The 25,565-nt window shown below is 59.6% G+C and carries 23 protein-coding genes; 16 read left to right on the top strand and 7 right to left on the bottom strand.

Going from position 1 to position 25,565, the window contains the following annotated elements:
- Positions 1 to 4: 4 nt before the first annotated feature.
- The 5 genes from rfbB (at position 5) to NTH_RS13470 (ending at position 5,145) form a co-directional block, all read left to right on the top strand.
- Complete coding sequence (rfbB, locus tag NTH_RS13490) at positions 5 to 1,072, top strand: dTDP-glucose 4,6-dehydratase (RefSeq protein ID WP_338530496.1); 1,068 nt, start codon at positions 5 to 7, stop codon at positions 1,070 to 1,072.
- Positions 1,073 to 1,084: 12 nt separating this feature from the next.
- A complete protein-coding gene (gene rfbD, locus NTH_RS13485) occupies positions 1,085 to 1,975 on the top strand; it encodes a dTDP-4-dehydrorhamnose reductase (RefSeq protein WP_338530495.1) in 891 nt (296 codons plus the stop codon).
- Between the two features lie 23 nt (positions 1,976 to 1,998).
- Entirely contained in the window at positions 1,999 to 2,970 is a 972-nt protein-coding gene (locus NTH_RS13480; RefSeq protein WP_338530494.1) for a glycosyltransferase family 2 protein, read from the top strand.
- A gap of 160 nt (positions 2,971 to 3,130) precedes the next feature.
- The gene (locus NTH_RS13475) at positions 3,131 to 4,195 is read left to right on the top strand and encodes a glycosyltransferase family protein (RefSeq protein ID WP_338530493.1); all 1,065 of its coding nucleotides are present in this window, start codon (positions 3,131 to 3,133) and stop codon (positions 4,193 to 4,195) included.
- 11 nt (positions 4,196 to 4,206) lie between these two features.
- Entirely contained in the window at positions 4,207 to 5,145 is a 939-nt protein-coding gene (locus NTH_RS13470; protein ID WP_338530492.1) for an NAD-dependent epimerase/dehydratase family protein, read from the top strand.
- Between the two features lie 37 nt (positions 5,146 to 5,182).
- Here the strand turns inward: NTH_RS13470 and NTH_RS13465 are convergent, their stop codons facing one another.
- From NTH_RS13465 to NTH_RS13440, 6 genes are all read right to left on the bottom strand, one after another.
- Positions 5,183 to 6,391, bottom strand: coding sequence for a class I SAM-dependent methyltransferase (locus NTH_RS13465; RefSeq protein ID WP_338530491.1), 1,209 nt, complete (start codon positions 6,389 to 6,391; stop codon positions 5,183 to 5,185).
- A gap of 45 nt (positions 6,392 to 6,436) precedes the next feature.
- Positions 6,437 to 7,792 carry an ABC transporter ATP-binding protein gene (locus tag NTH_RS13460; protein WP_338530490.1) on the bottom strand — a complete coding sequence of 452 codons (1,356 nt, stop codon included), beginning with the start codon at positions 7,790 to 7,792 and terminating at the stop codon, positions 6,437 to 6,439.
- The gene (locus NTH_RS13455) at positions 7,782 to 8,591 is read right to left on the bottom strand and encodes an ABC transporter permease (protein ID WP_338530489.1); all 810 of its coding nucleotides are present in this window, start codon (positions 8,589 to 8,591) and stop codon (positions 7,782 to 7,784) included. The genes NTH_RS13460 and NTH_RS13455 overlap by 11 nt, the downstream gene beginning before the upstream one ends.
- A gap of 425 nt (positions 8,592 to 9,016) precedes the next feature.
- Entirely contained in the window at positions 9,017 to 10,096 is a 1,080-nt protein-coding gene (locus NTH_RS13450) for a transporter substrate-binding domain-containing protein (RefSeq protein ID WP_338530488.1), read from the bottom strand.
- A 224-nt stretch (positions 10,097 to 10,320) separates the two neighbouring features.
- Entirely contained in the window at positions 10,321 to 10,614 is a 294-nt protein-coding gene (locus NTH_RS13445) for a hypothetical protein (protein ID WP_338530487.1), read from the bottom strand.
- Between the two features lie 170 nt (positions 10,615 to 10,784).
- On the bottom strand, positions 10,785 to 11,546 hold the full coding sequence (locus NTH_RS13440) for a helix-turn-helix domain-containing protein (protein ID WP_338530486.1): 762 nt from the start codon (positions 11,544 to 11,546) through the stop codon (positions 10,785 to 10,787).
- Positions 11,547 to 12,144: 598 nt separating this feature from the next.
- Here NTH_RS13440 and NTH_RS13435 point away from each other — a divergent pair.
- The 7 genes from NTH_RS13435 (at position 12,145) to NTH_RS13405 (ending at position 18,003) form a co-directional block, all read left to right on the top strand.
- Positions 12,145 to 12,351: a hypothetical protein gene (locus tag NTH_RS13435; RefSeq protein ID WP_338531910.1), complete on the top strand. Its 207-nt coding sequence runs from the start codon at positions 12,145 to 12,147 to the stop codon at positions 12,349 to 12,351.
- Positions 12,352 to 12,368: 17 nt separating this feature from the next.
- Positions 12,369 to 12,722, top strand: a complete 354-nt coding sequence (locus NTH_RS13430) for an EF-hand domain-containing protein (protein WP_338530485.1) — start codon at positions 12,369 to 12,371, stop codon at positions 12,720 to 12,722.
- Between the two features lie 66 nt (positions 12,723 to 12,788).
- Entirely contained in the window at positions 12,789 to 13,205 is a 417-nt protein-coding gene (locus NTH_RS13425) for a lysozyme inhibitor LprI family protein (protein ID WP_338530484.1), read from the top strand.
- 257 nt (positions 13,206 to 13,462) lie between these two features.
- Entirely contained in the window at positions 13,463 to 15,268 is a 1,806-nt protein-coding gene (locus NTH_RS13420) for a mechanosensitive ion channel family protein (RefSeq protein WP_338530483.1), read from the top strand.
- A 425-nt stretch (positions 15,269 to 15,693) separates the two neighbouring features.
- Complete coding sequence (locus NTH_RS13415) at positions 15,694 to 16,758, top strand: GNAT family N-acetyltransferase (RefSeq protein ID WP_338530482.1); 1,065 nt, start codon at positions 15,694 to 15,696, stop codon at positions 16,756 to 16,758.
- 26 nt (positions 16,759 to 16,784) lie between these two features.
- Positions 16,785 to 17,681 carry a hypothetical protein gene (locus NTH_RS13410; protein WP_338530481.1) on the top strand — a complete coding sequence of 299 codons (897 nt, stop codon included), beginning with the start codon at positions 16,785 to 16,787 and terminating at the stop codon, positions 17,679 to 17,681.
- A 112-nt stretch (positions 17,682 to 17,793) separates the two neighbouring features.
- Positions 17,794 to 18,003: a hypothetical protein gene (locus NTH_RS13405; RefSeq protein WP_338530480.1), complete on the top strand. Its 210-nt coding sequence runs from the start codon at positions 17,794 to 17,796 to the stop codon at positions 18,001 to 18,003.
- A 237-nt stretch (positions 18,004 to 18,240) separates the two neighbouring features.
- Here NTH_RS13405 and NTH_RS13400 read toward each other — a convergent pair whose 3' ends face one another.
- Entirely contained in the window at positions 18,241 to 19,104 is an 864-nt protein-coding gene (locus tag NTH_RS13400; protein WP_338530479.1) for a PRC-barrel domain-containing protein, read from the bottom strand.
- A gap of 450 nt (positions 19,105 to 19,554) precedes the next feature.
- Here NTH_RS13400 and NTH_RS13395 point away from each other — a divergent pair, with 450 nt between their 5' ends.
- The 4 genes from NTH_RS13395 (at position 19,555) to NTH_RS13380 (ending at position 25,395) form a co-directional block, all read left to right on the top strand.
- A complete protein-coding gene (locus NTH_RS13395) occupies positions 19,555 to 20,844 on the top strand; it encodes a PRC-barrel domain-containing protein (RefSeq protein WP_338530478.1) in 1,290 nt (429 codons plus the stop codon).
- 247 nt (positions 20,845 to 21,091) lie between these two features.
- Entirely contained in the window at positions 21,092 to 21,424 is a 333-nt protein-coding gene (locus NTH_RS13390) for a hypothetical protein (protein WP_338530477.1), read from the top strand.
- A gap of 49 nt (positions 21,425 to 21,473) precedes the next feature.
- Positions 21,474 to 23,483, top strand: coding sequence for a pyrroloquinoline quinone-dependent dehydrogenase (locus NTH_RS13385; RefSeq protein WP_338530476.1), 2,010 nt, complete (start codon positions 21,474 to 21,476; stop codon positions 23,481 to 23,483).
- Positions 23,484 to 24,195: 712 nt separating this feature from the next.
- Entirely contained in the window at positions 24,196 to 25,395 is a 1,200-nt protein-coding gene (locus tag NTH_RS13380) for an IS256 family transposase (RefSeq protein WP_338530475.1), read from the top strand.
- Positions 25,396 to 25,565 lie beyond the last annotated feature (170 nt).

Here is a 25,565-nt window from a genome sequence, read left to right as displayed (position 1 = left end):
GACGATGAATATATTGGTAACCGGAGGCGCCGGCTTCATCGGATCGGCGGTGTGTCGCCTGCTTGTGCAGCGGGAAGGCGTCAGGGTCGTCAATCTGGACAAGCTCACCTATGCCGGCAACCTGCAGTCGCTGCGCGCGATCGGGGACGCAGCCAATTACATCCACTACCAAGTCGATGTCTGCGATGAAGCGCGCGTGCTGGACATCCTGCGGCGCGAGCGGATCGACACGATCATGCATCTTGCGGCGGAAAGCCATGTGGACCGATCGATCGACGGTCCGGCCGCCTTTGTTGAAACCAATGTGATTGGCACCTTCCGCCTGCTCAACGCCGCCCTTGCCTATTGGCGGGAGCTTTCGGGCGAGCGGCAGGAGCGCTTCCGGTTCCACCATATCTCGACAGACGAAGTGTTCGGCGACCTGCCTTTCGACGAGGGTGTGTTTACGGAGGAAACGCCCTACGCGCCCTCCTCGCCCTATTCCGCCTCCAAGGCGGCCTCCGACCATTTCGTGCGGGCCTGGCACGAGACCTACGGGCTGCCAGTCGTCCTTTCCAACTGCTCGAACAATTACGGGCCGTTCCACTTCCCCGAGAAGCTGATCCCGCTGGTGATCCTCAACGCCATGCACGAGCGCCCACTTCCGGTCTACGGCACGGGCTCGAATGTGCGCGACTGGCTATTCGTGGAGGACCATGCGCGCGCCCTGGAGCTGGTGGCCACCAGGGGAAGGGTCGGGGAGAGCTACAACATAGGCGGCAGGGCGGAGCGCACCAATCTCTCCGTCGTGCAAACGATCTGCGACATCTTTGATGAAAAGCGCCCGCGTGCCGGCGGGGGCAGCCACCGCGACTTGATCACCTTCGTCACCGACCGGCCCGGCCACGACCGCCGCTATGCGATCGATCCGGCGAAGATGGAGAGGGAACTCGGCTGGAATGCCCAGGAAACATTCGACAGCGGGATTGCCAAAACGGTGGAGTGGTACCTGAAGAACGAGTGGTGGTGGCGGCCGATCCGCGAGAAGAGCTATGCGGGCGAGCGGCTGGGCCACGCGGTTGCCGCGCAGTAGGGACCGATATACATGAGAATACTCGTTACCGGACGGGAGGGACAGGTTGCACGCGCGTTGGCGTTCTGCGGGACGGACGGCGTCTCGATCACCTGTGTTGGCCGGCCGGACCTGGACATCACGGACCGATCGTCGATCGACCGCGCGATCAAAGAGATCCGGCCGGACATCCTCGTCAATCCCGCGGCCTATACGGCCGTCGACAAGGCCGAGAGCGAGCCGGAGACAGCCTTCGCCGTCAACCGCGACGGCGCGCGCAATGCGGCCGCGGCGGCAGCTGCCGCCGGCATGCCGGTCGTGCATCTGTCGACGGACTACGTCTTCGCGGGCGACAAGCCCTCGCCCTATGTGGAGACGGACGCAACCGGGCCCGCGAGCGTCTACGGCCATTCCAAGCTCGCCGGCGAAGAGGCCGTGGCCGAGGCCAACCCGGCCCACGTCATCCTGCGCACGGCGTGGGTCTATTCGCCCTGGGGCCACAATTTCGTAAAGACCATGCTGCGGCTGGCGGAGACGCGCGACACCGTGCGCGTGGTGGCGGACCAGCACGGCGCGCCGACCTATGCGCCTGATATCGCGGACTGCGTTGTAATAGTAGCGCTCGCCGCTTTTGCTGCACTGGAAAGTGAAGCCTGGCGCGGCACCTACCACGTGACGGCGGCCGGCGAGACGAACTGGGCGGGGTTTGCCGAAGCGATCTTTGCGGCCTCTGCGGCACGCGGCGGCCCGACCGCGCGGGTCGAACCGATTAGCACGGCCGATTATCCGACGCCCGCCCGCCGACCGAGGAACTCGCGCCTCAGTAATGGGAAATTCTGCACCACCTTCGCCCACACGCTGCCGGACTGGCGTGACAGGGTGCAGATGTGTGTAGCGGGGGCGATCTTGAACGAGAATCGCTGATTTATCATCGCCTGGGAGCGTTCATGAGTCTTACGCCGCTAGTTTCGATCATAATACCTGTGAAAAATGGGATGCCACATTTCAAGCGCGTCATCGAGATGGTTTCTATTCAGCGCTTTGAAGGCAAATATGAGGTGATCGTAATCGACTCGGGTTCCAGCGATGGATCGAAGGACGTTGTTCCGAGGAATGATGACCGTTTCCGACTAATCGAGATTGAGCCATCCTCGTTTGGACACGGGAGGACGAGAAACCTGGGTGCACACGAAGCGAGAGGTCAGTTCTGCGCGTTCCTCACTCATGACGCCGCGCCGGCGGACACTGAATGGCTCTCGGCGCTAGTTGCTCCCCTCCTGGAGGACGACCATGTGGCCGGAGTTTTCAGCCGACATGTAGCCTATGACGGCACGTCGCCGTTTACTGCTTGGGAAATCGACAAGCACTTTGAGCACTTGAAGAATTGGCCAAAGGTATGGATCTCTGACGCGAGAGAATATTGTAGAGACATTGGCCTTAGGCAGGTTTATCACTTCTACTCTGACAATTCTTCATGCCTTCGTCGTTCTGTATGGAAAGACCATCCCTATCCTGATGTTGAATTTGCTGAGGATCAGACTTGGGCAAAAATAGTTGTCGAAGCCGGTTATAAAAAGGCGTTTGCGTGGGATTCGGTTGTGTATCACTCTCACGAGTATTCCATCTGGGAAACCGTTCAGCGAAGCTATGATGAAGCACTAGCATTCAAAAGGCTTTTTGGTTACGTGCTCTGCCCTTCAAAGGCGCACATAATTCAGTCGAGTTTGCGGACGAGCCTTCGCGATATTGGCTTGGCATCAGCGAACGGTTGGATTTTTTCCCACCCCATCGCAACTCTCAGGCGGCCGTTTGTCAACTTTGCCAAGAACCTCGGCTATTACCTGGCAGCATCCGGAAAGGCCCGTTCTCAAACATTCGCCATGGCTCTGTCTCGCGATCGGCAACTCTACATTAAATAGGGATATGCAAGTGTTAAGTAGAAATCTCGCGACCTTCGTTCGCGCCGTCAATCGGGACGGGTGGCGGGTAGCCACTCAAAAGGCCGTTTCGCGACTAGCAGCTGAGATGCCGTACCCTGCGCATAGGAAAAGCGATGCAATAGGGTCACTAGAATTCATATTGGGCGAGGAGCAAGGATTTGGCCTCAAGCTCACCGATGAGAATGTTCCATACGGCTCGATGACCTGGCTCATGCCTGATTTCACCGCTTCGTCCGGGGGGCATATTAATATCGCACGGATGATACGGCTTCTAAAGGAGCGCGGTTTTCCTTTTCAGCATGTCGTAATCATGGAGCCACACCGCTGGCGGTCGGACGAAGAGGCACAAGCAGCGTTCAACGCGGCTTTCGGCGACTGTGGAATTAGCCTTTCTCTCGGTGTCCGCTCTATCGAGCCTTGTCAATTCCTGGTGGCGACGGGGTGGCAGACAGCGTATTGGGTTGCGAAATACCGCGACGCAATTCATCATATCTATTTCGTCCAGGATTTTGAACCAGCTTTTTTCTCCAGTGGAAGCTGGTCAGCGATTGCGGAGGGGACATACAAGCTCGGCCTAACGGCCGTCACAGCTGGGTCATGGTTGGCGGAGAAGCTTAACCGCGAGTATGGCATGCGGACCTTCCCCTTCTCCTTCTCGTACGAACATGATATTTACAAGCCATACCCTAAGCGTTCAAGCGACACAAAACACATATTCTTCTATGCGCGCCCTGAGACGCCAAGGCGATGCTTTGAACTGGGCATTATGTCACTAAGTCGAGTATGCCGTTCTCGTCCCAATGTGGCCGCTATACTATCTGGCGGCGAGCTGCGTGACTATCATATACCTTTTCATCATCTCAATACCGGTTCTCTCGCGATCGCCGAACTGCCGGATCTGTATTCACAGTGCGATGTCGCACTAGTCATTTCGGCATCAAATCTCTCATTATTGCCGATGGAAGTTGCGGCATGCGGCTGCCCACTGGTGATCAACCGCGGCCCACATTCGGAGTGGCTCTTCTCAGAAGAAGAGGCTTTTTATTGCGACCTGAATCCGGACTCGATCGTCTCCTCGCTGAACGAGGTTCTCGATCGCCCTGAAGAAGCGTCCTTGAGAGCGAATGCTGCTATGCAGCGTGCCCAACAGAGCAGTTGGGGCCATGAAGCAGACAAGGTGGCCAGCTTTTTGCGAACTCTGTAAGGAGAGAATCAGTGATTGGCATCTTCGGCGGAACAGGATTTATTGGCCGCAACTTAGTGGAATTTCTTACAGCCAAAGGCAATACTGTCCGCAGTTTTGGTAGACGAGCCTCCTCCCTAAAGGAGAACGACACTGTTCACATCGATTTCAGCGACCCCCTTTCGTACTCTAATTATCTGAATGAACTTGATACAGTCATACTGCTAGTTAGCGCTTCTGTCCCATCGACGTTTCCAAATAATATTGCGAAAGAAGTTGAAGAGAACGTCCTTCCTTATGCCAGATTTCTAAAAGCCCTTGAAGGGAAGCCGGTTCAACATCTCGTGTATTTGTCCTCGGGAGGAGCGGTCTACGGAAGTCCTCATACTGTTCCCGTGAACGAAACGCATCCAAGAAATCCTATTAGCGCCTACGGCTGCGCCAAGTTGATGATTGAAGAGGCCATCAGAACTTGGTCGCTTCGCTCACGGTGGAGTTACACTATCCTTCGCCCATCAAATCCGATTGGGAAGTATCAGGCCGTGGATCGGGGGCAAGGACTGGTCGCCGCCGCTGTGCAAGCCGCCATCACGGGATCTTCTATGGAGATTTGGGGGAGCGGCGATACGCTTCGCGACTATTTGCATGTTCTGGATCTATGCCATGCTATCGAATTAGCAACGAGTATTGGTCGCGGAAAGAATGAAATATACAATGTGTGCATGGGATCTTCTGTTAGCATAAACCAGGTAATTGATTTATGCGAAAAGGCACTGAAAAAAAGAATAAATGTTATATACACCGAGCAAAAGAGCTACTTGGTCAAAAATATTGTAATGGACTGCTCAAGAATCAGGAGTGACCTTAATTGGCACACATCCTTTACAGTTAGGGATGGGATAGACGATTTTGTGTCGTACTGTATTGACTTGAATAGCAATATGGCGCTGTCAACGCGACCTGATGCGTGAATCAGATTCCAGTACAGTTCGCCTCCGATCACGGCCTTCAGGCGGTACCTTCGCCTTTGCCCGTCGGCTGCCCTGCGATCGGAGCCGGCCTTTCTATATCCGGCAAAATGTCGTGCGACCTTGGGGATCGCCCCTCAAGTCGGCCATAGCAGAGATAGTGCAAGAGCGGCTTTGTGCCGCTCATGGCGATGTCGGGATATTGTTCACGATAGAACTGGGGGTCAAAATGCACGGACGGTGCGAGACCTGCTGCCTCGCCAATCGTTAGATAGTGGTTTGCGCTGGCTTCGGCGTTGCCCGGGGCGATTCCGGCCCTTTCCGCATAGCCATTGGGGTCGAACAGGCCGCTGCCGAGAATAAGCCGGATAGCCTTCGCATCACTACCAGGCTGCGCTTGGGATTCGTAGCCTTCGACTATACTTCGGACATCCCACAACTGCTCAAGATGGATCTGTAATTCACGCTGGCGACGCTGTATATGCGCAAGCTCGACTTCCACATTCTCCTTTCGTTGCACCCATTCCATGAAACTCTGTAGGTAATATTCGTCTATCAGCGCGTTGCCAAGTCGCTCAAAATAGGATCGAGGCGTGAGGCCGGAAATGTCGTTCTCGTTGCGCAATAGGGCCGACAGCAGTTCTGGAACCCCCTCCGTACCTGTCTGAACGACCCCAAGTCCGTGCGAGTGGAAGAACTCAAAAGAAGGATAACGCTGCGCAAGCTCAGTAAACAGCCTGTAGACGCCGAAGTCTCGCTCACGCACCGCAGTGTCATGGAAGAGCATGACGCCGCGCTTGCTCATCTTGGGGAGCCAACTGTCGAAATCATGCCGCACGGCCTCATAGGTATGAAGACCATCCATGTGCAATAGGTCGATCGAGGCGTCCTCGAAGCGGGTGAGCGCCTGGTCGAATGTCATCCGGAGGAGCGCGGATGGGAGTCCGTAGCGCGTATCGACATAGCGCCTGAGATCGTTAAAGACATCTTCCCCGTAAAGTCCGGCCTGTTCGTCGCCATGCCAGTGGTCGACGGCAAAATACTCGCCAGCTACTGAAAGTGCATCAGCCGCCTGCAGGAAGGCGCAGAACGAGTTTCCGCTATGCGTCCCAAGCTCCACGAATCGACGGGGCCGCATGACGTCAACGATCCAGAACGCGAAGGGGATGTGCCCCACCCATGGCGGCGGAGATGTGAGCCGCTCAGGCCGCATGAGGGTGATCGGGCGTGCGTAAGCTTGGCTACTCATAGCGTGATGTTCCTCGATCAGTTGCGACCGCGCATTAGCAGCTCGCTATGCGTTTGTGGCGTCGGCCGAGGCGCCGGTTACGATGGATATGTCGTTCATCGGAATGCCGATCAGCCCGCTGATACCGTATCTGAGATGGCTGCCCTCACACCGGAAAATCAACGCTTCGTCAACCCAATGATGCTGGACGTGATCTGCCTGCGTCCCCTCGGCAAGCGCAGCCGCAATCGTATAGTCACCTGCTGGCAGATAAGGCATCTGGAATGTGAAAAGCGCGCGGAACTCCTCGTTCTCCTGAACGATCGTGCTGCGATCCGCGTAGGTCAAGTAGGTATTGTCCCCGAAGAGGTTCTGGCCCAACCTGTCCCTGAGCAAAAAACCCACGATCGGGCGGCTAATGGCGGAGGTAGCGCGACAGGTGATCTCTATCGTAACGTCCTCGCCGCCTTCGATCACCGGCATCTCGCCGCCGTCCTGCCCGAGAATGCGAACATTGGTGATGGAGCCGCCGCGGGCGCCGAAAGAGGGAGCGTTGGGATCGAACTCGAAGACCTCTATGAGATTGCGCTTGTCGGAATTCCGGATCAGTTCATGGCGGAAATCTTGCTTCCGGCGCGCCACGGGGGCCATCCGGCGCCGGCCGGAGATCTGGAAGCTGTCGCCGTCGTCGTCGCCATAGAGGGTCGAGTGATAGGCGAGCGACACATCCTTGGGGTCGCCCTCAGCCCGCACCTGGCCCTTGTGCATCCAGATCGCGCGGTCGCAAAGATTGTTGACCGCGGCCGTGTCGTGAGAGACGAAGAGCAGCGTTCCGTTCTCCTTGAACTTGCGGATGAAGCGCATGCATTTCTGCGTGAAGGCGGCGTCGCCCACGGCGAGAATCTCGTCCACGATGAGGATGTCCGCATCCACATGGGCGGCCACCGCGAAGGCTAGGCGCGCATACATGCCCGAGGAATAGGTCTTCACCGGCTGGTTGATAAACTCTCCTATGCCGGCGAACTCCAGGATCCTGTCGTAGCGCTCGTCCACCTGCCGGGGCGTAAGGCCGAGGATGCTCGCCGCCAGTCGGACGTTCTCGCGCCCGGTGAACTCCGGGTTGAAGCCGGCGCCGAGCTCGAGCAGCGGGGCCACCCGTCCTTGGATGGATAGCGTCCCGGCATTGGGCCGGAGCGTGCCCGCGATCATCTGCAGGAGGGTCGACTTGCCCGATCCGTTGCGCCCGATGATGCCGACCGCCTCGCCGCGCCTTATCGTCAGGTCGACGTTCTGCACCGCCCAGTATTCCTGGTAGTACTTCCGCCGGCGCAGGATCATCTGCTTCAGCCGGTCCTGCGGCTTGGCGTAGATCAGGTAGGCCTTGCCCAGGCCTTGCGCTTCGATCACCGCTTCAGACGACATCTGCGAAGGCCTTTTCCGTACGCATAAACCAGTAGACCCCAGCGATCAGGACCAACAGCGAGAACATGAGCGTCGCGCTCCATTCCAGGAGGTCCGGCAGGCGCCCCCAGAAAATCACGTCCCGCGCATAGGTGACGGCCGGCGTCACCGGATTGAGGTAGAGCAGCCAGCGGTAATCTTCCGGAAGGTTCTCCGGCGAGTAAAACACTGACGACAGGAAAAGCATCGCCGTCGTCAGCGGCGGCATTATATGCCTGAGGTCGCGCAGGAACACGCCAAGGGAAGACAGGAAATAGACGGCCCCGAGCACGAACAGCATCAGCGGCAACAGGGTGAGCGGAAGCAGCACGATCGTGACCGGGGGCAGGCCATAGATGACCGCGAACACGACGAGGAAGACAGCAAAGGAAATCGCCGCCGTCACGAGCGCGCTGATCAGTGCCACGAGGGGAAGTATCTCGAGAGGAAACACGACCTTCTTAACATAGGCGACGTTTTCCATTACCAGCCCGGGCGCCCTATTCAGCGGGTCGGCAAGGATGCCGAAGACGATCAGGCCGGAAAAGAGAATTATCGGAAAGGAATATTCGCTCGCCATCGCCGCGCCTTCCGGCCTAGCCCAGCGTGACTGGAAGATGGTGCCGAAGACCAGGCTAAAGACCCCCAGCATGAAGAGCGGCACGATGACCGCCCAGAACAAGCCCAGGAAGGAGCCACGGAACCGAGCCTCTATCTCGCGCTGTGTGAGACGCCAAACGAGATTTCTGTGGCTCCATATGTCGGTGAGAAATGCCAGCATTGCGATCCATCTGAGTGCGAAGCAGCTTATTGCATCCGCGTATGTAAAAATAAAGGGGGTGCGGCAGTTCCCAATCGGGATATATGACCGCAGGTTTATTCTGTTCATCGTAGGGCACGATGGCAATACGGTGGCCTGAATCTCTGTCGTTCAGCTGATGCTGGCTGCAGATCTCGGCGTCGCGGCGGCAATCCGCCGCTAGCCGCCATTGGTCGTCCAGGTTCCACAGCCAGCAAAAGGTATGCCCCTCATAGGTCTCCCCGTGTTATCCTTTACGATGAGCCGTCCCGAGGTGGTTCCTATACCAAGCCAAGACCGAAGGGCACTACGACAGACCACTGCGCGCGCTCATGGAGATGGACGCTGCCGCCGACGCCGCATGTTGCGAGAAGTCGCCGCTGCGTAGGGCCCTTCGCGGTCGGCCACTACAGGTCTTCGACGCCGAAGTAGCGCATTCTTATCTCTGCAAGCGTTCCGTCTTCGACCAAATCGAGAATGTGCAGCGTCACCGGTCGTCTCAGCTCACTCTCAAGCGGAAAGGCGAATCCGTATTTGTCAGGATGAAAAATGCTGCCGACCACTGCCACTTCCCGACCAGGATAAGAATGCGCGTAATGTTCCAGCACAGGGGCATCACCCACGATGGCATCCACCCGTCCCGCACGCATGGCCTCCACGGCTTCGTCTATCCCGGGATAGCTGCGTGTCGCGATCCCGAGTTCGGATATATAATCTTCCGAAACACTGCCCTCGAATACCGCGACCGTCTTGCCCGGAAGATCCGCCAAGGAGGTGATGCCCTGCGTGAGGGATATCGTCGTCATGATGCTCGTTACCGAAGAGGTGATGTAGGCGATGACACCGACGCCTATGAGGAGCCAGAGAGCCTGCCAGATTCGCCCGATCCAGCCGAACAGATTCTTACGCGAAGTCTTGCCGGAGGTTGCTATAGACATAACGTTGTAGAAGCTCTCCGCGACGCCCTCGCGCCAGCGTTTCGGAAAGGCCGGATCGAACTTCCGGTCGAAAATGGTGAAGCCAATGGTCGCGAGAACGATCACGAACAAAAGCCAGGCATAGGCGCGCAGATGGCCGGCGTCCCTTAGTCCGTCGATGACGCCCCAGAAACCGCCCCTACCGCCCCTGTCAGGCACCATGATCCTCAGTCCGGCATCATACCAGGGCTGGGTAAAGGACACGACCTCCGCACGGTCGCGCGTGATCGTCAGGTTGGTGACGGCGGCGTCGATCTCGCCATCCCTCGTCGCCCGCACGAGATCATGGAAGGACGAATAGCGGACATACCGGTAGTCCCGCCCCAATCGCTGCGCAACCGTCTCCCACAATTCGATCGCCATTCCGGAGTAGCTGCCGTCCTCCCCTTGCTCGACAAAGGGTGCGCTGACATATACCCCGACATTGAGGGCGCCATTGTCGGCTTGTGCGAACGCTGCCTGCGGCGCGAGAACGTGGACCGCCATGCCGACCAATACGAGGGCGCGCATGAGCGCCGTTGCGAGTGAAGCCAGGCAGACCTCAATTGCAGCGTTCGCAACGAGACAGCGGTGCAACATTCCTCTCCATTTCCAATGACCGCGCGACGGAAAAGGCTAGGTCAGGTCGCCGTTTGACGGAAAGAGTGAACCGGCCCCGCCATCTTATATTAGGTAGCTCCGGGCGGAAAACCGGTTTCCGCTTTTGCTGGCATTGCTCCAATCTGGCGATCCCCCTATCGCCGGAATCCTTTGGCTTGCATGCAGGAATTGACGAGTTCGGCTTCGTCCATGCCCTGGATGATCCCGTCGCCGATGGCATCGCCAATTGCATCGCCCCAGGTCCTCGGGTGATGATTGTTCGCTCCGATCCCGATTGTTGCCGCTTCTGCCTGGTATTTGCATTCGGCGAGCGCCTGGTCGACATCCGAACGGGGGGTGTCGTCCCTGACCCACGATCGGTCATCGCTCGCGCAGCCGGCCATCATCAGCCAAAACGCCAAAAAAGGGATAAGCCTCAGAAAGATCATCGTTCATCTCCCGTAATTGCCTCGGCGAAACATTTGGCTAAGCCCGCCGACGCTCCAAGATTCTTTGCCCAGCTACCAGCTCCGGGCGTTCGGACGGCTCCAATCAGCCACGCCATACGTCGCGAAAACGCTTCGTTCCCCCCGGTCGTCTGGAGGAGCATGACTCCGGCTCATCGTGGCATTCCCGCTCTGCGGAGAATGCGATCGCGGCGCAGCGCGCTTGGCGTTGTGAATTTGTGCCGCCGCATGGAGGCCGTCAGGTGGCTGTGATTTGCAAACCCGGTGATGTCGGCGATCCGCGGCAGGGGCAGATCCGTCGTGATCACAAGGCGCTCGGCTAGTTGCAGGCGGGTAGCGAGGATGAATTGATGTGGCGATTGGCCGGCCGTCTGCTTGAAAGCGCGCATGAAATGGCTCGGAGATAAACCGGCAAGCAAGGCCAACCGTTCGATCGACAATTGTTCACCGATATGGGCCCTGATGTAATCCTGGACATCCCGCCAGATCTTGGGCGGAAGTCCTCCCTGGTAGCGGGATGCGGGACAATCCTGAAGAGTCGTATAGTTGCGCAAAAGATAGGTGGAGAAGACCGTAAGCAGGGAATCCATATGGAGAGGATTTAGCGACTTCCCCTTCTGAAATTCTTCCCGGACCAACTGGGCGAGCAGAAGCGCCTTGTTGTCGACATGCCCGGTCGGCGGAGGGCGGAACTCAAAATCGTTCCGTTCGAACTCCAAATCTGCCAGCTTGTTGAGTTGTTCGGGCGCCAAGGCCAATAGCAGGTTTTCTTTTGGCACCGTCCAGCGCGCAAAAAGCTCGGCGTTGCAAGGAACGATCTCGAGTGTGCCAACCGGAGCCAGAAACGGTGATCTTCTGTCCGAGTTGAGTGCCACCTCCCGTCCGGGTTGTGGTGTGAGCATCACCAGCGCCATGTGTGAGGGTGCGTTGAAGGCGATTGAATTGGGGCCCGTCAGGGTACGCGTAACGGATCCGCTTGTCGTCTCGAACTTGGGTCCCCATTCGTCAGGAACGCTGCTCAGTAGGCTGCCAATAGATTGAGTCACCCCCGCCCCCGATTGCGCCTCAGCGAGACGGCACAGTTCAAAGCCTGCTGCGGCAAATTCCGTTCAAGGCAATGTTCGACAGTCCGCTGCGGTGCACGATCTTCCAAAAAGCCTTCAAAGCGCAATAAACCTTGAGTATTTCTGCCTATGAATGACTAATAAACCGTTATCAATTTAGTAATTCAATAAACATTACATAGTGTTTTATGTAGTGATTTATACTCCTTAGATTTCTATTGAAGGCCTCTGTCAAAAGATTGTCATTTGTCAAATACCCGCTACTTTTTATATCTCATTCGGTGAAACGTTAGGCTTTCTGTGCTTCATCCTATGCGTGGGCATGTCCGGCTATGTTTCTCTGTGAACCGATGTCTTACGGACAAGCGATGAGCCGTTCGGGGCGCGACACGAACCGACAGGTGAGGGAATGATCAAACGAAATGTAATTGGTTTCGCTGGCGCGGCCATGCTGTTGGCGGGCTGCCAAGCCAGTCCAGACCCACAAGTCCAGGCGCGCAATCACGAGTTCGGATGCATCGCCGGCACCGTTGGCGGCGCTGTTGTTGGCGCACTGATAGGCAGCACAATCGGTGGTGGCGCTGGTACTGTACTGGCCGAAGCGGCCGGAATCGGCGGCGGCGGTTATCTCGGTAATCGTTTGGCATGCCGCTAGAAGAAGGAGCACGCACGATGCGAAAGACAGTTCTTGCCGCCGCAATCGCCCTCCTGACCGGAGCCGGTCTGGCCGCGGCACAACAGGCCCCGGCAATGCATGAAGCCCATCTCAACCAGTTCGACACGAACAATGACGGAGGCGTCAGCAAGGAAGAGTACCGTGTCTTCATGACTGGAAGCTTCGCCCGACTCGACGGCAACGGTGATGGTGTTCTCAGCCAAACGGAGACAGCGGAGGTGCTCACACCGCAGCAGTTCGCCGCAATCGACGCCAATGGCGATGGTCATGCGAGCCGTGACGAGTTCCTCGATCAGGTCATGCGCGATTTCGCAGCGGCCGACCGTGGCGGCGACGGGCATTTGAAGTAACCACTGGCGGGTGCTTCTGCCGCCTTTGACACGGGCGGCAGGCACGTTCTCAATGGAGGGCAATCGATGAAAACCGCGATGTTGGCTGCTGCCATCCTTTTGGCCATGCCGACCTTGGCTTTTGCTCAAGCGAATATGAGCGAGTGCGTCGAGGCCGAGGATCAGGCCGCGATGAGCGAGTGCGCCGGTGCCGTCTTCGAAGAATCCGACAAGGAGCTCAACAAGCTTTACAAGCAAATCGAACTCCGACTGTCCGACGATCCAGATACCAAGAAGCTTCTCGTTCAAGCGCAGCGCGATTGGGTTAAGTTCCGCGACGCGGAATGCAGCTTCCAAACCGCAGGAGCGGCCGGCGGAAGCATAGTTCCCGCGCTCGATGCGATGTGCATGGATGACCTGACGCAATCGCGTATCAAAGACTTCGAGGGTTACCTGAATTGCGAGGAAGGCGATCTGAGCTGCCCCGTTCCGGCCGCGGACTGACATTCGCGCAACTGACGCCGTGCGGCCGCTGAACGCCGCGCACTGCCGCAATGGCGCGGCTTACATAGGCGGTGTCCCTGATGCATCGTCAGGTCATTGTGCCGCGAACAAGAAAAGCCTTTGAGGCGCTCGCTATCCTGGAGCCGGGATTCAAGCATGTCCAGACACCGTCTCAAGAGGCTGTTTCATGAGGGTCGGCGCCTGAATGCTGTCATGTTAGCCAGCCAATCAGTCACATCTCAACTCGATCGAGTGCAATGAGCTATCCAAGTGGCATTCTGCGCCTTGTCATGGCGCTCTGCGTCATAGTCCTCCCGCCGGGCGCTTTTGCGCAGGAAACCGGCGCCTCCTTTTTTCCATCCGAGAGCACGCGCGGCATCGAAGCCATTCTCGATCAGCTCACTGAACGTGCTGAAGAAGATTTCCAACCTCTGGAGGATATTCTAGAGCCTGCGAATACGAACAGCCCTCGTGACACGATCATCAGCTTCCTCAAACGGACCCAGCGCTATTACGACCTCCTGCGACAGGACGCATACACAGCCGAGGACGACGCCGAGCTTCAGCATCTGTATGATGAGATGCAGTGGTTTTTCGATCTCAGGAACGTGGCACCCTCACTGCGTCAGGACGTGGCCGTAAATTCCGCGGTCTATCTTCGTGAAATCATCGACCGGATCGGTCTGCCCCCCGTTTCGGAGATCCCAGACCGAACACAGATGATCGCCGCCATTAATGAGGGCTATCCGCCCGCTTGGAAGATCGGCAACACTCCGCTTGTCATCACGCGCATCGACGATGGTCCAAACCAGGGAAAATATCTGTTCAGTGAGGAAACTCTGGAAACGGTCGAAGATCTATTCTGGCAGCTCAAATCGTTTCCGTATCGCAGTACGTCTGCAGAAGGCTTCTACGAGGCGTCGTTTCTGACGCCGCGCCCAACCCTCCAGGCATGGTCGGACAGCCTGCCCGCCTGGATGCATCACGGCATACTGGGGCAGACCCTGTGGCAATGGATCGCCATGGCTTTGCTTTTTGCCCTGGCGTTCCTTTCGATTTGGCTCCTGTCGTCGGTTCTGAAACGGTTGACACGGAACGTCACACCCCTCGCCCGCGACTCGGCGCTTCTGCTTGTTCCACTATTCGCGGTGTTCATCAGCTATGTTCTCTATGACCTGATCGGCGACAAGATCTTTGTCACGGGCCTGGTTTTTCAGACTGCCGTCTACATCCTCTACGGCATAGCTCTGGTCGCGGGGGTCGTCTTCATCTACTCGCTCGGAACCGTGCTGATCGAACTGGTGGCCTCTACCGAGCGTGCCAAACGAAGTCCATCCGGCTTCCATCTGGCAACCCTCGGCATCCGCGTCGCAAGCATCATTGCGATCATGGCCTTCCTGCTCCAAGGGATGCACCTCTTGGGCTTTTCGCTGGCCACCATTCTTGCCGGTGCCGGTGTGACGGGCCTCGCCGTTGCGCTGGCTGCGCAGAATACTCTCCGCAACGTTTTCGGCAGCCTCATGCTGCTCCTGGACAAGCCATTCGAGGTTGGCCAGCGCGTGAAGCTTCGCGGCTATGAAGGCGTCGTGGAGGACATCGGAATGCGCTCGACGCGGCTGCGTCTCTCCTCGGGCCACGTCGTCAGCATCCCCAACGAGAACGTCGCAGGGATGGATATTGAAAATGTCGACATGCGCCCCTTCATCCAGCGTACGATCAACCTTCCTCTGCCCTTTGATGCGTCTGCGGAGAAGATTGAGCGCGCTGTGACGATCCTGCAGGAGATTGTGGCCGTGCCCGATACCAGCAGGGCGAAGACGGACGATCGGCGACCACAGAGGATGGAATCACACGGCGACCAAGAAGCGGAAGAACGGCACGCGAATGAAGCGATCAATCATCCCGATCGCCCGCCCCGTGTCGTGTTTAATGAGATCAACTCCGACAAACTCAACATAGCCGTCATGTACTGGTACAGCCCGCCCGACCACTGGGCCTATCTGGAGCACTGCCAGATGATCAACCAGGAGATCATTCGCCGCTTTCGCGAAGAAGGCCTATAGCTCGACTTATATCATGCACGCGAAGGGCAGGTTTGAGGCACATAAAGCCCGCCTGGCGCCGGATTTGCTTGGTCCGAATTCTTCGAAGAGAGCCGTGGACAACTCCCTCGTGCTCCCACTGGAGCCCCTGTGGACAGGGCACAGCGCGGGACCGCCTCTGCCAGGTTTTACCAGGATCTATCCGAGTGGTGCTTGTAGTGGTGGTGTGGTGGTGGTCGCTACGGCAGGTCGACACCTGTATCCGACGGACCTAGTCATGCCGTTGCTGGCTTGCATTCGAGCAGTTGCTTGAGGAATGAGGATTAACCTTTTTTCGTGTTTTGCCTGCTACATCTGCGCCTATGGAACCCAATGCCGCCCGCGCAACGATGGAATTAGCCGATGACGGCCGACCGGCCGCGACGACGTCAGCAACGGCGATGCGAGTGACACGCATCGCCGTCGAACGCGCATTTGATTTCGCCGGACCGGAGTATCATGAGCTTTTCGGCCGTTCGGACGCGACGGCGTTCCAGCATCCGCTATGGCTCGACCGGCTCTACTTCCACCTGGCGCCCGTGCGTGGCGCCGAGAAACTGGTGGTGACAGGCCGAACAGCAACTGGCCAGTTGCTCTTTGTCCTGCCGATGATCCGGCGAAGAAAGTGGGGCATCACTCTAGTGGAGGCGGCGGATCTTGGTGTCAGCGACTATGCCGCACCGGTCGTGGATCGCTCCTGGCAGCCGTCAGACGACCTGGTGCGATCGGTAAGGGAACGACTGCCTTCCTTCGATCTCCTGCGCGTCAGGCCCGTGCGGGCAGAAGCGGTCAACCGGTGGCAGGCTTTTTTCCCCGCACAAGCTGTGCAGCAGGATTTTGGCGCTCACGCGGTCGGCCTCTTCGCGCCGTACGCCGAATGGCGAAAGCAGGTGCTGACACCAAGTTTCACAAAGTACCTCGACCGCAAGAAAAAGCGTCTGTTCAGGAGCGGAGGCGCTGAACTCCGCCTGCTCCTGAAGCCCGCCGAGATCGCGGCGGCATTCAGCGCCATCCAGTCTTTGCGCGCCGGCCGCTTCGAGGGCGATGTCATCCAGCAAAACTTCGTTCGCGACTTCTATGCCGATATTGCCGCCCGCGGCGTTGCCACGGAGCTGGCGCGAACATACGCGCTGACGCTTGACAGCGAACCGATCGGCTATGTCTTCGGCCTGACCCATGCCGGCCGCTTCCATTACCTGCTGATAGGCTGCGATTACCGGGCTCATGGCCGCCATTCACCGGGGCTGCTGATGTATGACCTCATAATGGAGGATTGGCTCTCCTCCGGTGGCGACTGCTTCGATTTCACCATCGGCGATGAACCTTTCAAGGCTGATTTCGGCACACAGCAGACCGCGATCTATGCGCTCTCATGTTGCGCGACGCCGGTCGGAAAACTCGCGCTGGCTGCTTTCAACTTGCGCAAGCGTCTGACGCGGCCAAAGGCGGCCGAGGACCATAAAACAAGCTAGACATTGTGAAATGGCCGGGGGGCCCAATGAGCAAACGTCCTGAATTCCTTGAGAACTCGATGATCATCGGCGCGCATCCAGATGATGAGTTGCTCTGGTTCAACTCGATCCTTCGCCATGCCGATGAGGTCGTCATCGTATTCAAGGATTTCTGGGCCCAGCCGCATATTGGCGCGGCAAGGGCGGCGGCGATCGCCGACTATCCACGCGATCGGGTCACCTGCCTGGACATCGCTGAATCGGGTGCCCACGGCTGCGCGGACTGGTCCAACCCCGAGGAGAGCGAGTTCGGCTTGACGCTCGGGCTTGAGGCAAACCGGCGTGAGTTGACGCGGTTTGCGAGAATATCGCTCTCGAAGGTCGCGGCCTATCCCCCTGGAAATATCGCAACCGCCAGCGTTGCGCGCGCATACAGCGCCAATTTCAAGCTCATCGGCGAAGCTCTCAGGCCCCGCCTCTCGCGTCAGATGAATGTGTTTACGCACAACCCGTGGGGCGAGTATGGGCACGAGGAGCATGTCCAGGTCTTCCGTGTCCTGCAGCGGTTGCGCGAAGAGATCGGCTTCAAGCTGTGGATGTCGAACTACTGCACCAACCGGGCCCTTCCGCTTGCCATGCGCTATTTCGAAAGCTGTCCCGGCAGCCATCTGCGGCTCGAAACCGATAAACCCTTCGCGGATGAAGTCGCCGCCACATACAAGAAGCATGGGTGCTGGACCTGGGCCGACGATTGGGCATGGTTCGACGACGAATGTTTCATGGAAGCGCCTCGTGAGGGTGCCGATAGTGCATCGCATCAGCACCTTTTCCCGCTCAATTTTTTTACCATCGACGACACCCGCTCGCGTAAATGGGTGCCGCTGGCGCTGTCGGTTTCAGTAGCCTCCGCGGCCATCGGCGTCGCCATTTCCGAGACCATCTGAGACATCCGCTTCGTTCATTGCCATCGGGTGGCCGCTACCATCGCCGAAGGGATCTCGCAGGGCGAGATGCCGCGCATCATGGAAACCAGCCACCATCGCAAGGTGGCGGAACTTGAACGCAGCGAGACAGGGCGGCTCGAAGAGCTATATCGAGATGCAGTTCGAGCAGTTGCCTGAGCTAATCGCCATGTTCAATAACTATTCGCAGAAAGGCGGCGAACTCGCCGCATTCGCGGAAGAGACCCTGCCGATGCTGCGGGAGCAGTTCGCCAGGGTCCATGACCTGGCGGACAACGCTGGAATAAAGGCCGAGGCAGGCTAAGCCGTTTAACCAAAGGGCAAGTTCCTAGAGGGGAACCGTCAAAGTTGCTGTGCCTGCTGTGCGGCCACTTCATTGGATCCGCCGACATAGTTCCTCGGACTTCCCTTGCGGGCCGCAGCCCTACCCGGAGCGCTCCTCGAACAGCGGGAGCGAACTCCCGTACCTGATGCCGGCCGAGTAGTGGGTGGAGGGGACGGCAGTGTGCGACCGGTGATTGCCCACGCCGCCCCCTCACGGTCAGGGCGATGTCCAATAGGGATCGACGCCCCAGAACTCATATAGCTGCTCAAGGTCAGAACGGCTGACAAAGGCGGTCAGCGTGTTCCCAGCCAAGCTGGGCAGTTCCTCGATTTCAGCGGCGGTGCGCTCGACCGAGTACTGCGCGCCTTCTGCATTCCAATTGAGTGCCATCGGCGGGACCGGCAAGTAGCTCTGATCGGAGCCGAGAAAGCCGCCGGTCGAGATCGTGACGTAGGGCACTTTGCCCTGGTCCATGTCCACCATGATCTCGGTGATTTCTCCAATCTCCACCCCGTCGCTGGTAACGACGGAACTGCCCTCGATCTGATTTCTCACTTGCGTCGCGGGTGGGCTGACGGTGCCGGCAAGTTCGCGCCCGATCACAAGCATCGTGGTGTCCTCGGCAGCCGGGGCTTCAATCTCGACCCCATAAGTATCGGCCGCCTCTGCGGCAAATACCGGAGAGGTGAGGCGAAAGATATCCTCGATATCAAAGCGCCATGCATCCTCCACGCGCTCGGCGGGAATGTTGAGCTGGAGCTCTCCATCCTTCCAGTCGTCGAGATCGTCCGCATTCAACGCTTCCCACGGAACGGCCGCGAACTGACCCGCCTGGCCGACGCTCGTCAAAGCGTAGATCAAATCTCCATCGGCCACATCGATCAGCAGGAATTTCACGGTGCCCGCACGTTCGCGTTCACCAACCAGATCTTCCCCAATGATCGCACGTGAGGGCGTTACCCAGACAAAACGTTCCTCAACTCCCCGTACAGTATCGGCCGTCTGATCCTGCTGGGCATAGGCTCCGCTCAGCATCGCAGCCGTGCAGCCGAGGAGCGAGATCATAAGAGTTCGTTTCATGGCAGGCCTCCCTTCGTCAATGTGTTGCCCGCCGCAACGAAAGGACAGCTTCCTCGGCGGGCTCTTTGCGTTTGTGCCATCCTTAAGCTCAGCGAACGCACAAATGTTCCCACCCGCCGAGCGGCCGGCTGGCCGACACCAGCGGGCGCGGGAGCCGCTAAGCAGTCTGCGGTAATCGCTCTCAGCGGCTGGGGAGCACGGCGAAATCGCCACGCCCGATCCCAACGGCGTGCAAGCGCGATGCCTATGTCGGCGAGAATTGCGGACCTGCGGGACAATGCGGACCACCATGCCGGCCACGCGAGCACGACTGACCATCGCGGCGGCCGAAGCGGCCGGTGAGATGGGAGAATCTCCGGATGGAATCCTTCGGACGACGGAACAACGCGGCAGCTCGCCTGTTCCGTTGCGTACACGAGGGATGACGGAAAGTAACGAAAGGAGATTCACATGAAGGCGTTGAAGACTTCAACAGCGGCGGCCCTGATATTCGCTCTGGCGCCCGCGGCGGCCTTGGCGGCAGCGCAATATACCTTCAGCGATATCGATGCGGACGGCAATCTGGAACTGTCGGAAGCGGAGTTCGAACAGGTCAGCCGTGGTGCCTTCCAAGCTTGGGACCAGAACGCCGACCAGCGCATTACAGAAGACGAGCTCTATGGCGGCCTCTTCGCCGCCTGGGATACCGATGCCGATGGCGACCTTGGCGAAGAGGAATACCGAAACGGCTATACGGCCTGGTTCGGCGATGATGTGGAGCCTGCCTTCGGCGAGATTGCCGGCGACGATGATGTGATAGGCCGGGACGAGTTCACCTCCGGCCTGCGTGAGACGGACGCGATGGCCGGCTTTAACGCCGGCGAGGACGGTGTCGACTGGACAGCCTTCCATGTGGCCCTGTTCGACGTCTATGACCGCGACGGGGACGACGCGCTCAGCCAAGACGATTATGCGGCGTTCGAGGACGACCGGATCACCGCAGGCGAGCAGACCGCTGCCGCGGATACCGGGGATACCGAGGCGACCGACGTCGAGCGCGGCGAGGAGACGGCAGCGATCGGCCAGGATGCCATCACCCCGGAGGAAGTCATCGCTCTGCCCAACTGGGCGACCGACGAACTTTATGCCGACGGCATCAGCGTGGAGTTCCTGCTGGACGAGGCCGAGGTGTTCGGCCCCACGGGCGATGAGATCGGCAGCATCGAAAACGTTGTCTTCTCCCGGGACGGTCGGGTGCTGTCCGTCGTCGCGGAGCTCGGCGGCTTCCTTGATATGTTCGACACCCATGTGAACGTGCCCTGGGACGAGGTCGAGTATTCGGCAGGTGAGATCGTTATCCCGGTGACCGAGGAGAACGCCGAGGACTACAGCGTCTTCAAGACCGGCTATCTGACCGCCGAAGGCGCGGCCCAGGAGACCGCCACCGTGGAGGACGATCTGGTGACCGGCCCGAACGCCTTCCGCGCGACCGATCTGATCGGCGATTACGCCCGCATCCGCGACGACGAAGCGGAGCTCGGCTACGCCGATTTCGGCTATGTCAACGACCTTGTCATCCGTGATGGGCAACTCGCGGCGGTGGTGGTGAACCCGAGCCCGGGCTACGGGCTGGGCGATCCCTATTACGCCTATCCCTATTATGGCTATGCGCAAGGGCCGGGCCCCTATTACGACATGCCGTACGGCGAGGAAGACGTCGCCCAGGCCGAGCCGTTCGAATACGATGCATTCGAGGAGTGATCTTCCATCCTCCGCATGGGGGGTCGGCGCAAGCCGGCCCCTTGGAGGCGCCGAAAGCTGAATTTCAGGCACTCCCCAGACCTGTCTCAACTGACGGCATATCGGGCCGCGAAAGGTCAGCCGGAAACAAAATCGGCCAACAAGCGTTGGGCAGGCGGTCGCCACATCCAAAACGACAGCTCAACCACCAGGCCGCGGTTTTCACAATGTCTCGTTTTGACTTCGCACGTGATTGGGTACGACCCTCATGCTCGCCGCAGCGCTCGTCGGCACGGCCATCGCCCTTTGGGGCTATTTCGCTCCCATGACGGGCATCGACGGCACGGCCGGGGCCCTGCTCGTGGTCGTCTCCAGCCTGCTGCTGGTCCTCGACGCCGTCATCCTCCTGTTTCTGCCTTCGGGCGCCATGCGCACCATCATGCTGACGCTGGGCGTCCTCGGCGTTCTCGGCACCTTTGCGGCCGCCGGGTTCCTGCATGCCTGGTGGCTCATGGCGGCGATGGTCGTGGTCGCCCTGGGTCTTGCCGCCGATATCTTCATGAAGCACAGCAGCCCAGCGCCGAGACCTCGTAATGCTTGAATGCCAGAACCTGTCCGCAGGAATCCCGAGCACCGTCGTGGCTCTTTTCATGGGCGCAGCCGCAGTATCCCCTGCCCTTGCGCAGCAGTCGCCGCCTGAGGACCCCGCCGCTTCCGAGGAGGCCCGGCCTGCCACGGAAGCCGGCGACCAGCCGGAAACGACTGCCCCGGAGCGGCGGATCGCCGATCCCGATGCGCCCCTCGTGCCCGCGGAACCTGTCTGGAACACCTTCCACGGCCAGCTCAACGCGCAGAAATATTCCCCGCTGACCCAGATCGACGCCTCGAACGTCGGTCGGCTCGAATTGGCGTGGGAATACCACACCGGCGATGTCTCCGACGGCTCCGGCGAACTGCCCAAGACAGTCTGGTCGGCCACCCCGGTCTTCGCCAATGATACGCTCTATCTCGGCACGCCCTTCTACAGGGTGATCGCGCTCGACCCGGCGACAGGCGAGGAGAAATGGTCGTTCGATTCCGCTTCGACGCTCAAAGCCCTCAGCCAGCCGGCGCTCAAGAACCGCGGCGTCGCCTATTGGGAGGCAGAGAGCCCTGTTGCGGGCGAGCCATGCCAGAAGATCGTCTATCTCGGCACCATGGACGCGCGGCTCTACGCGCTGGACGCGAACACCGGCGAACTTTGCGAAGGGTTTGCCGATGGCGGCATTCTTAACGTCAACAAGTGGAATACCACCAACACCACCTTCCCCTTCTCATTGCTGCAGCCGCCCACTGTGGCCGGCGACCACGTGATCATGGGCTGGGCGGGCGCCGACTGGCAGCATGCCGAAACGCCGCCGGGCAACGTGCTGTCCGTCGACCCTGAGACGGGGGAGCTGCAGTGGGTGTTCGAGACGATCCCGCGCGAGATGTGGGACCAGACCGGCACAGCCAACGTCTGGACCGCCATGTCGGTGGATGAGGGTCTCGGCCTCGTCTACCTGCCGGTGGCGAGCCCTTCACCCAACTACTGGGGCGGCAACCGCACCGAGCCCATTCCATTTGCCACCTCCACCACCGCCCTCGACATCGCGACCGGCGAGCCGGTCTGGTCGCGCCAATGGGTGCATCACGATCTCTGGGACTACGACACCGTCGCCGCCCCGACCCTCGTCGACATCACCGTCGACGGCGAGGAGATTCCCGCCCTGATCCAGGCCACGAAGCAGGCGTTCCTGTTCGTCGTCGACCGCAGGACGGGCGAAGACGTCTGGCCCATCGAGGAGCGCCCGGTACCTTCCGGCGACGGCTCGGTGGAGGGCGAGGTCTATGCCCAGACCCAGCCCTTCCCGACCAAGCCCCCGCCGCTGCTTGACCAGGCTGAGAAGGCCGACATCTGGACGATCGCCGATATCGTCGGCTTCGGCGGGTGCTCGCGGCTGTGGGATGATCTTTGGTACGAGGGCATGTATACGCCGCCTACGACGAGGGGCGAAGGCACCTACACCTATCCCGACTCCGCCGGTGGCGTGCAGTGGGGCGGGGTCGCCTTCGACCCCGAGAGCCAAACGGCGATCGTCAACTTTTCGCACGTCGCCCAGTACATAGAGCTCATCCCGCGCGAGGAATTCGAGGAACTGAAGGAAGAAAGGGAGGTAGCCGAACTGGGGTTGCACCCGCAGGAGGGAGCGCCCTACGGCATGCAGCTGAGGAACGCGCTGAACTGGCTCGGCATGCCGTGCTGGGAGCCGCCCTATGGCGAACTTGCGGCCATCGACATGACGACGGGCGATATCAAGTGGCGCGGGCCGGTGGGTGCGTCGCAGAAATACGGCTTCTACATGCCCGAATCCATGGGCTCACCCACCATCGGCGGCCCGGCGGTCACGGCCGGCGGACTGATCTTCATCGGCGCGTCGATGGACGCCAAGGTACGCGCCTATTCGCTCGAGACCGGCGAGGAGCTCTGGTCGGATCAGGTCGAGGCCCCCGCCGTCGCCAACCCGGCTGTCTATGAATATCAGGGCCGCCAATATGTGGCCTTCGCCGCCGGCGGCAATCCGATCCTGAAGGATCAGGTAGGCGACCAGCTGGCCGTCTACGCCCTGCCTGAAGATTGAAGATTCCGCGCGCGGCTCTTCGGGCCCCAACGTGCAAACCGCGGCTATCGCGATTGGCCGCAATCTGCTGCGGCGGATATCCTCGACTGCTCATGATAGCAGCCGAGAAACCATGTTCGTACAGGAGGCCCAAACGAGGAGGGGAAATAGTCATGATGACCAGGTTCACAGCGCTTCTGTCGACCCCACTGCTCATCTCCGCCCTCACCGGGTTGCCAGCCATGGCCGAGAGTGGTGCGAAGCCGGCAGCTGAGCATACTCCGGAACTGAGGTAGACGCGGGAACCACGATGGCAACGGGCGTAGCGGCGGTTGTGTACCGGAGGCCTTGGTGGTCGTCCTCACCTGGACGCCACGGAAACGAGTTCTGTCGACGGAATTGGCCATCCGTGAAAAGACGTAAATGGACGCCGAGCGGCAAGATGGCCGGCATCGGGCTAGAGCTCCCCGGTCTCGCCCGTGGAACCCCTGAGGAAGGACATTGCGGCAAGGCTCCAAGTTGTCGGCACCGCAGCAACGGGCCGATGCGTCAGGAGCCGTCTTTGGGAACTGCGCGCGGTCGTGCCCCGCTGAGTGGTGTAGCTCGGCGGTGACGAAGCCGCTCGCGAGCGCGCCCTCAACAGCGCTGTAGCGAGCGAGCGGCGAGCAGTGGTCATCGATGTTCTCCGGTAGGGTCGGGTTGCTCACACCAACTTGATTCGAAGGAACCACCGATGACCAACGACATGATGAACCTGCGCACGCTCGTAGAGAAGACCCCTGACGCCGATATCCTGCGCGAGATGATCGGCTTTGCCGCCGAACGGCTGATGGAGATGGAGGTTGGCGCTGCCACCGGCGCTGGCTATGGCGAGAAGAACCCGCTGCGCACGGCCCAGCGCAACGGCTATCGCGACCGCGATTGGGAGACGCGGGCCGGCACGGTCGAGCTGCGCATCCCGAAGCTCAGGAAGGGGTCCTATTTCCCCTCGTTCCTGGAGCCGCGGCGCATGGCCGAGAAGGCGCTGACGGCTGTTATTCAAGAGGCCTATATCCAGGGCATCTCGACGCGCTCGGTCGACGACCTGGTCAAGGCGATGGGCATGAGCGGTGTCTCCAAGAGCCAGGTCAGCCGGCTGTGCGAGGAGATCGACGGCAAGGTGAAGGCTTTCCTCGACCGACCCATCGAGGGCGACTGGCCGTATCTCTGGGTCGATGCCACCTATCTGAAGGTGCGCCGCGGCGGGCGCATCGTCTCCGTCGCCGTCATCATCGCCGTCGGCGTCAACAGTGATGGCCGCCGCGAGGTGCTCGGCATGGAGGTCGGCACGTCGGAAGCCGAGCCAATCTGGACCGAGTTCCTGCGCAAGCTGACGCGGCGCGGCCTGCGCGGCGTCAAGCTGGTCGTCTCCGACGCTCACGAAGGCATCAAGGCAGCGGTTTCCAAGGTTCTGTCCGCCACCTGGCAACGCTGCAGGGTTCATTTCGCCCGCAACGTGCTCGCCCATGCTGGCAAGAGCGGCCGCCGCGTCGTCTCGGCCTTCATCGCCACCGCCTTCGCCCAGGAGACGGCCGAGGCCGCAAGCCTGCAGTGGCGCGCCGTCGCCGACCAGATCCGCCCGAAGGTGCCGAAGCTCGCCGCCATCATGGACGAGGCCGAGCACGACGTGCTGGCCTACATGACCTTCCCCAAGGAGCACCGCGTCAAGCTGCACTCGATCAATCCGATCGAGCGGCTCAACGGCGAGATCAAGCGGCGCACCGAGGTCGTTGGCATCTTCCCCAATGACGGCGCCATCGTCCGCCTCGTCGGCGCCTTGCTGCTTGAACAGAATGATGAATGGGCCGTGCAGCGGGCCCGATACATGACGCTTGAGACCATCAGCCAGATGAGCGATGATCCGCTCATCAGCCTGCCGGCTGTGGCACGCTGATCATTCCGGCCCTGCCGGAGAGCACGGCGACCAAGCCGTCAGTTACACCACCTCAGTGGGCACGATCCTGCGCGCTCGCAAATCAGTGCACAGCAGACACCGATGTAGCAATTGCTCCGCTTCCGATGACATAACTTCGTAGCTGGCGACGGTCGTGCGAGAATCCCGCA

This window comes from Nitratireductor thuwali (assembly GCF_036621415.1).
Classification (GTDB): Bacteria; Pseudomonadota; Alphaproteobacteria; order Rhizobiales; family Rhizobiaceae; genus Chelativorans; species Chelativorans thuwali.
The sequence above is the reverse complement of the archived record's forward strand: the minus strand, read 5'-3'. Positions and strand labels throughout refer to the sequence as shown.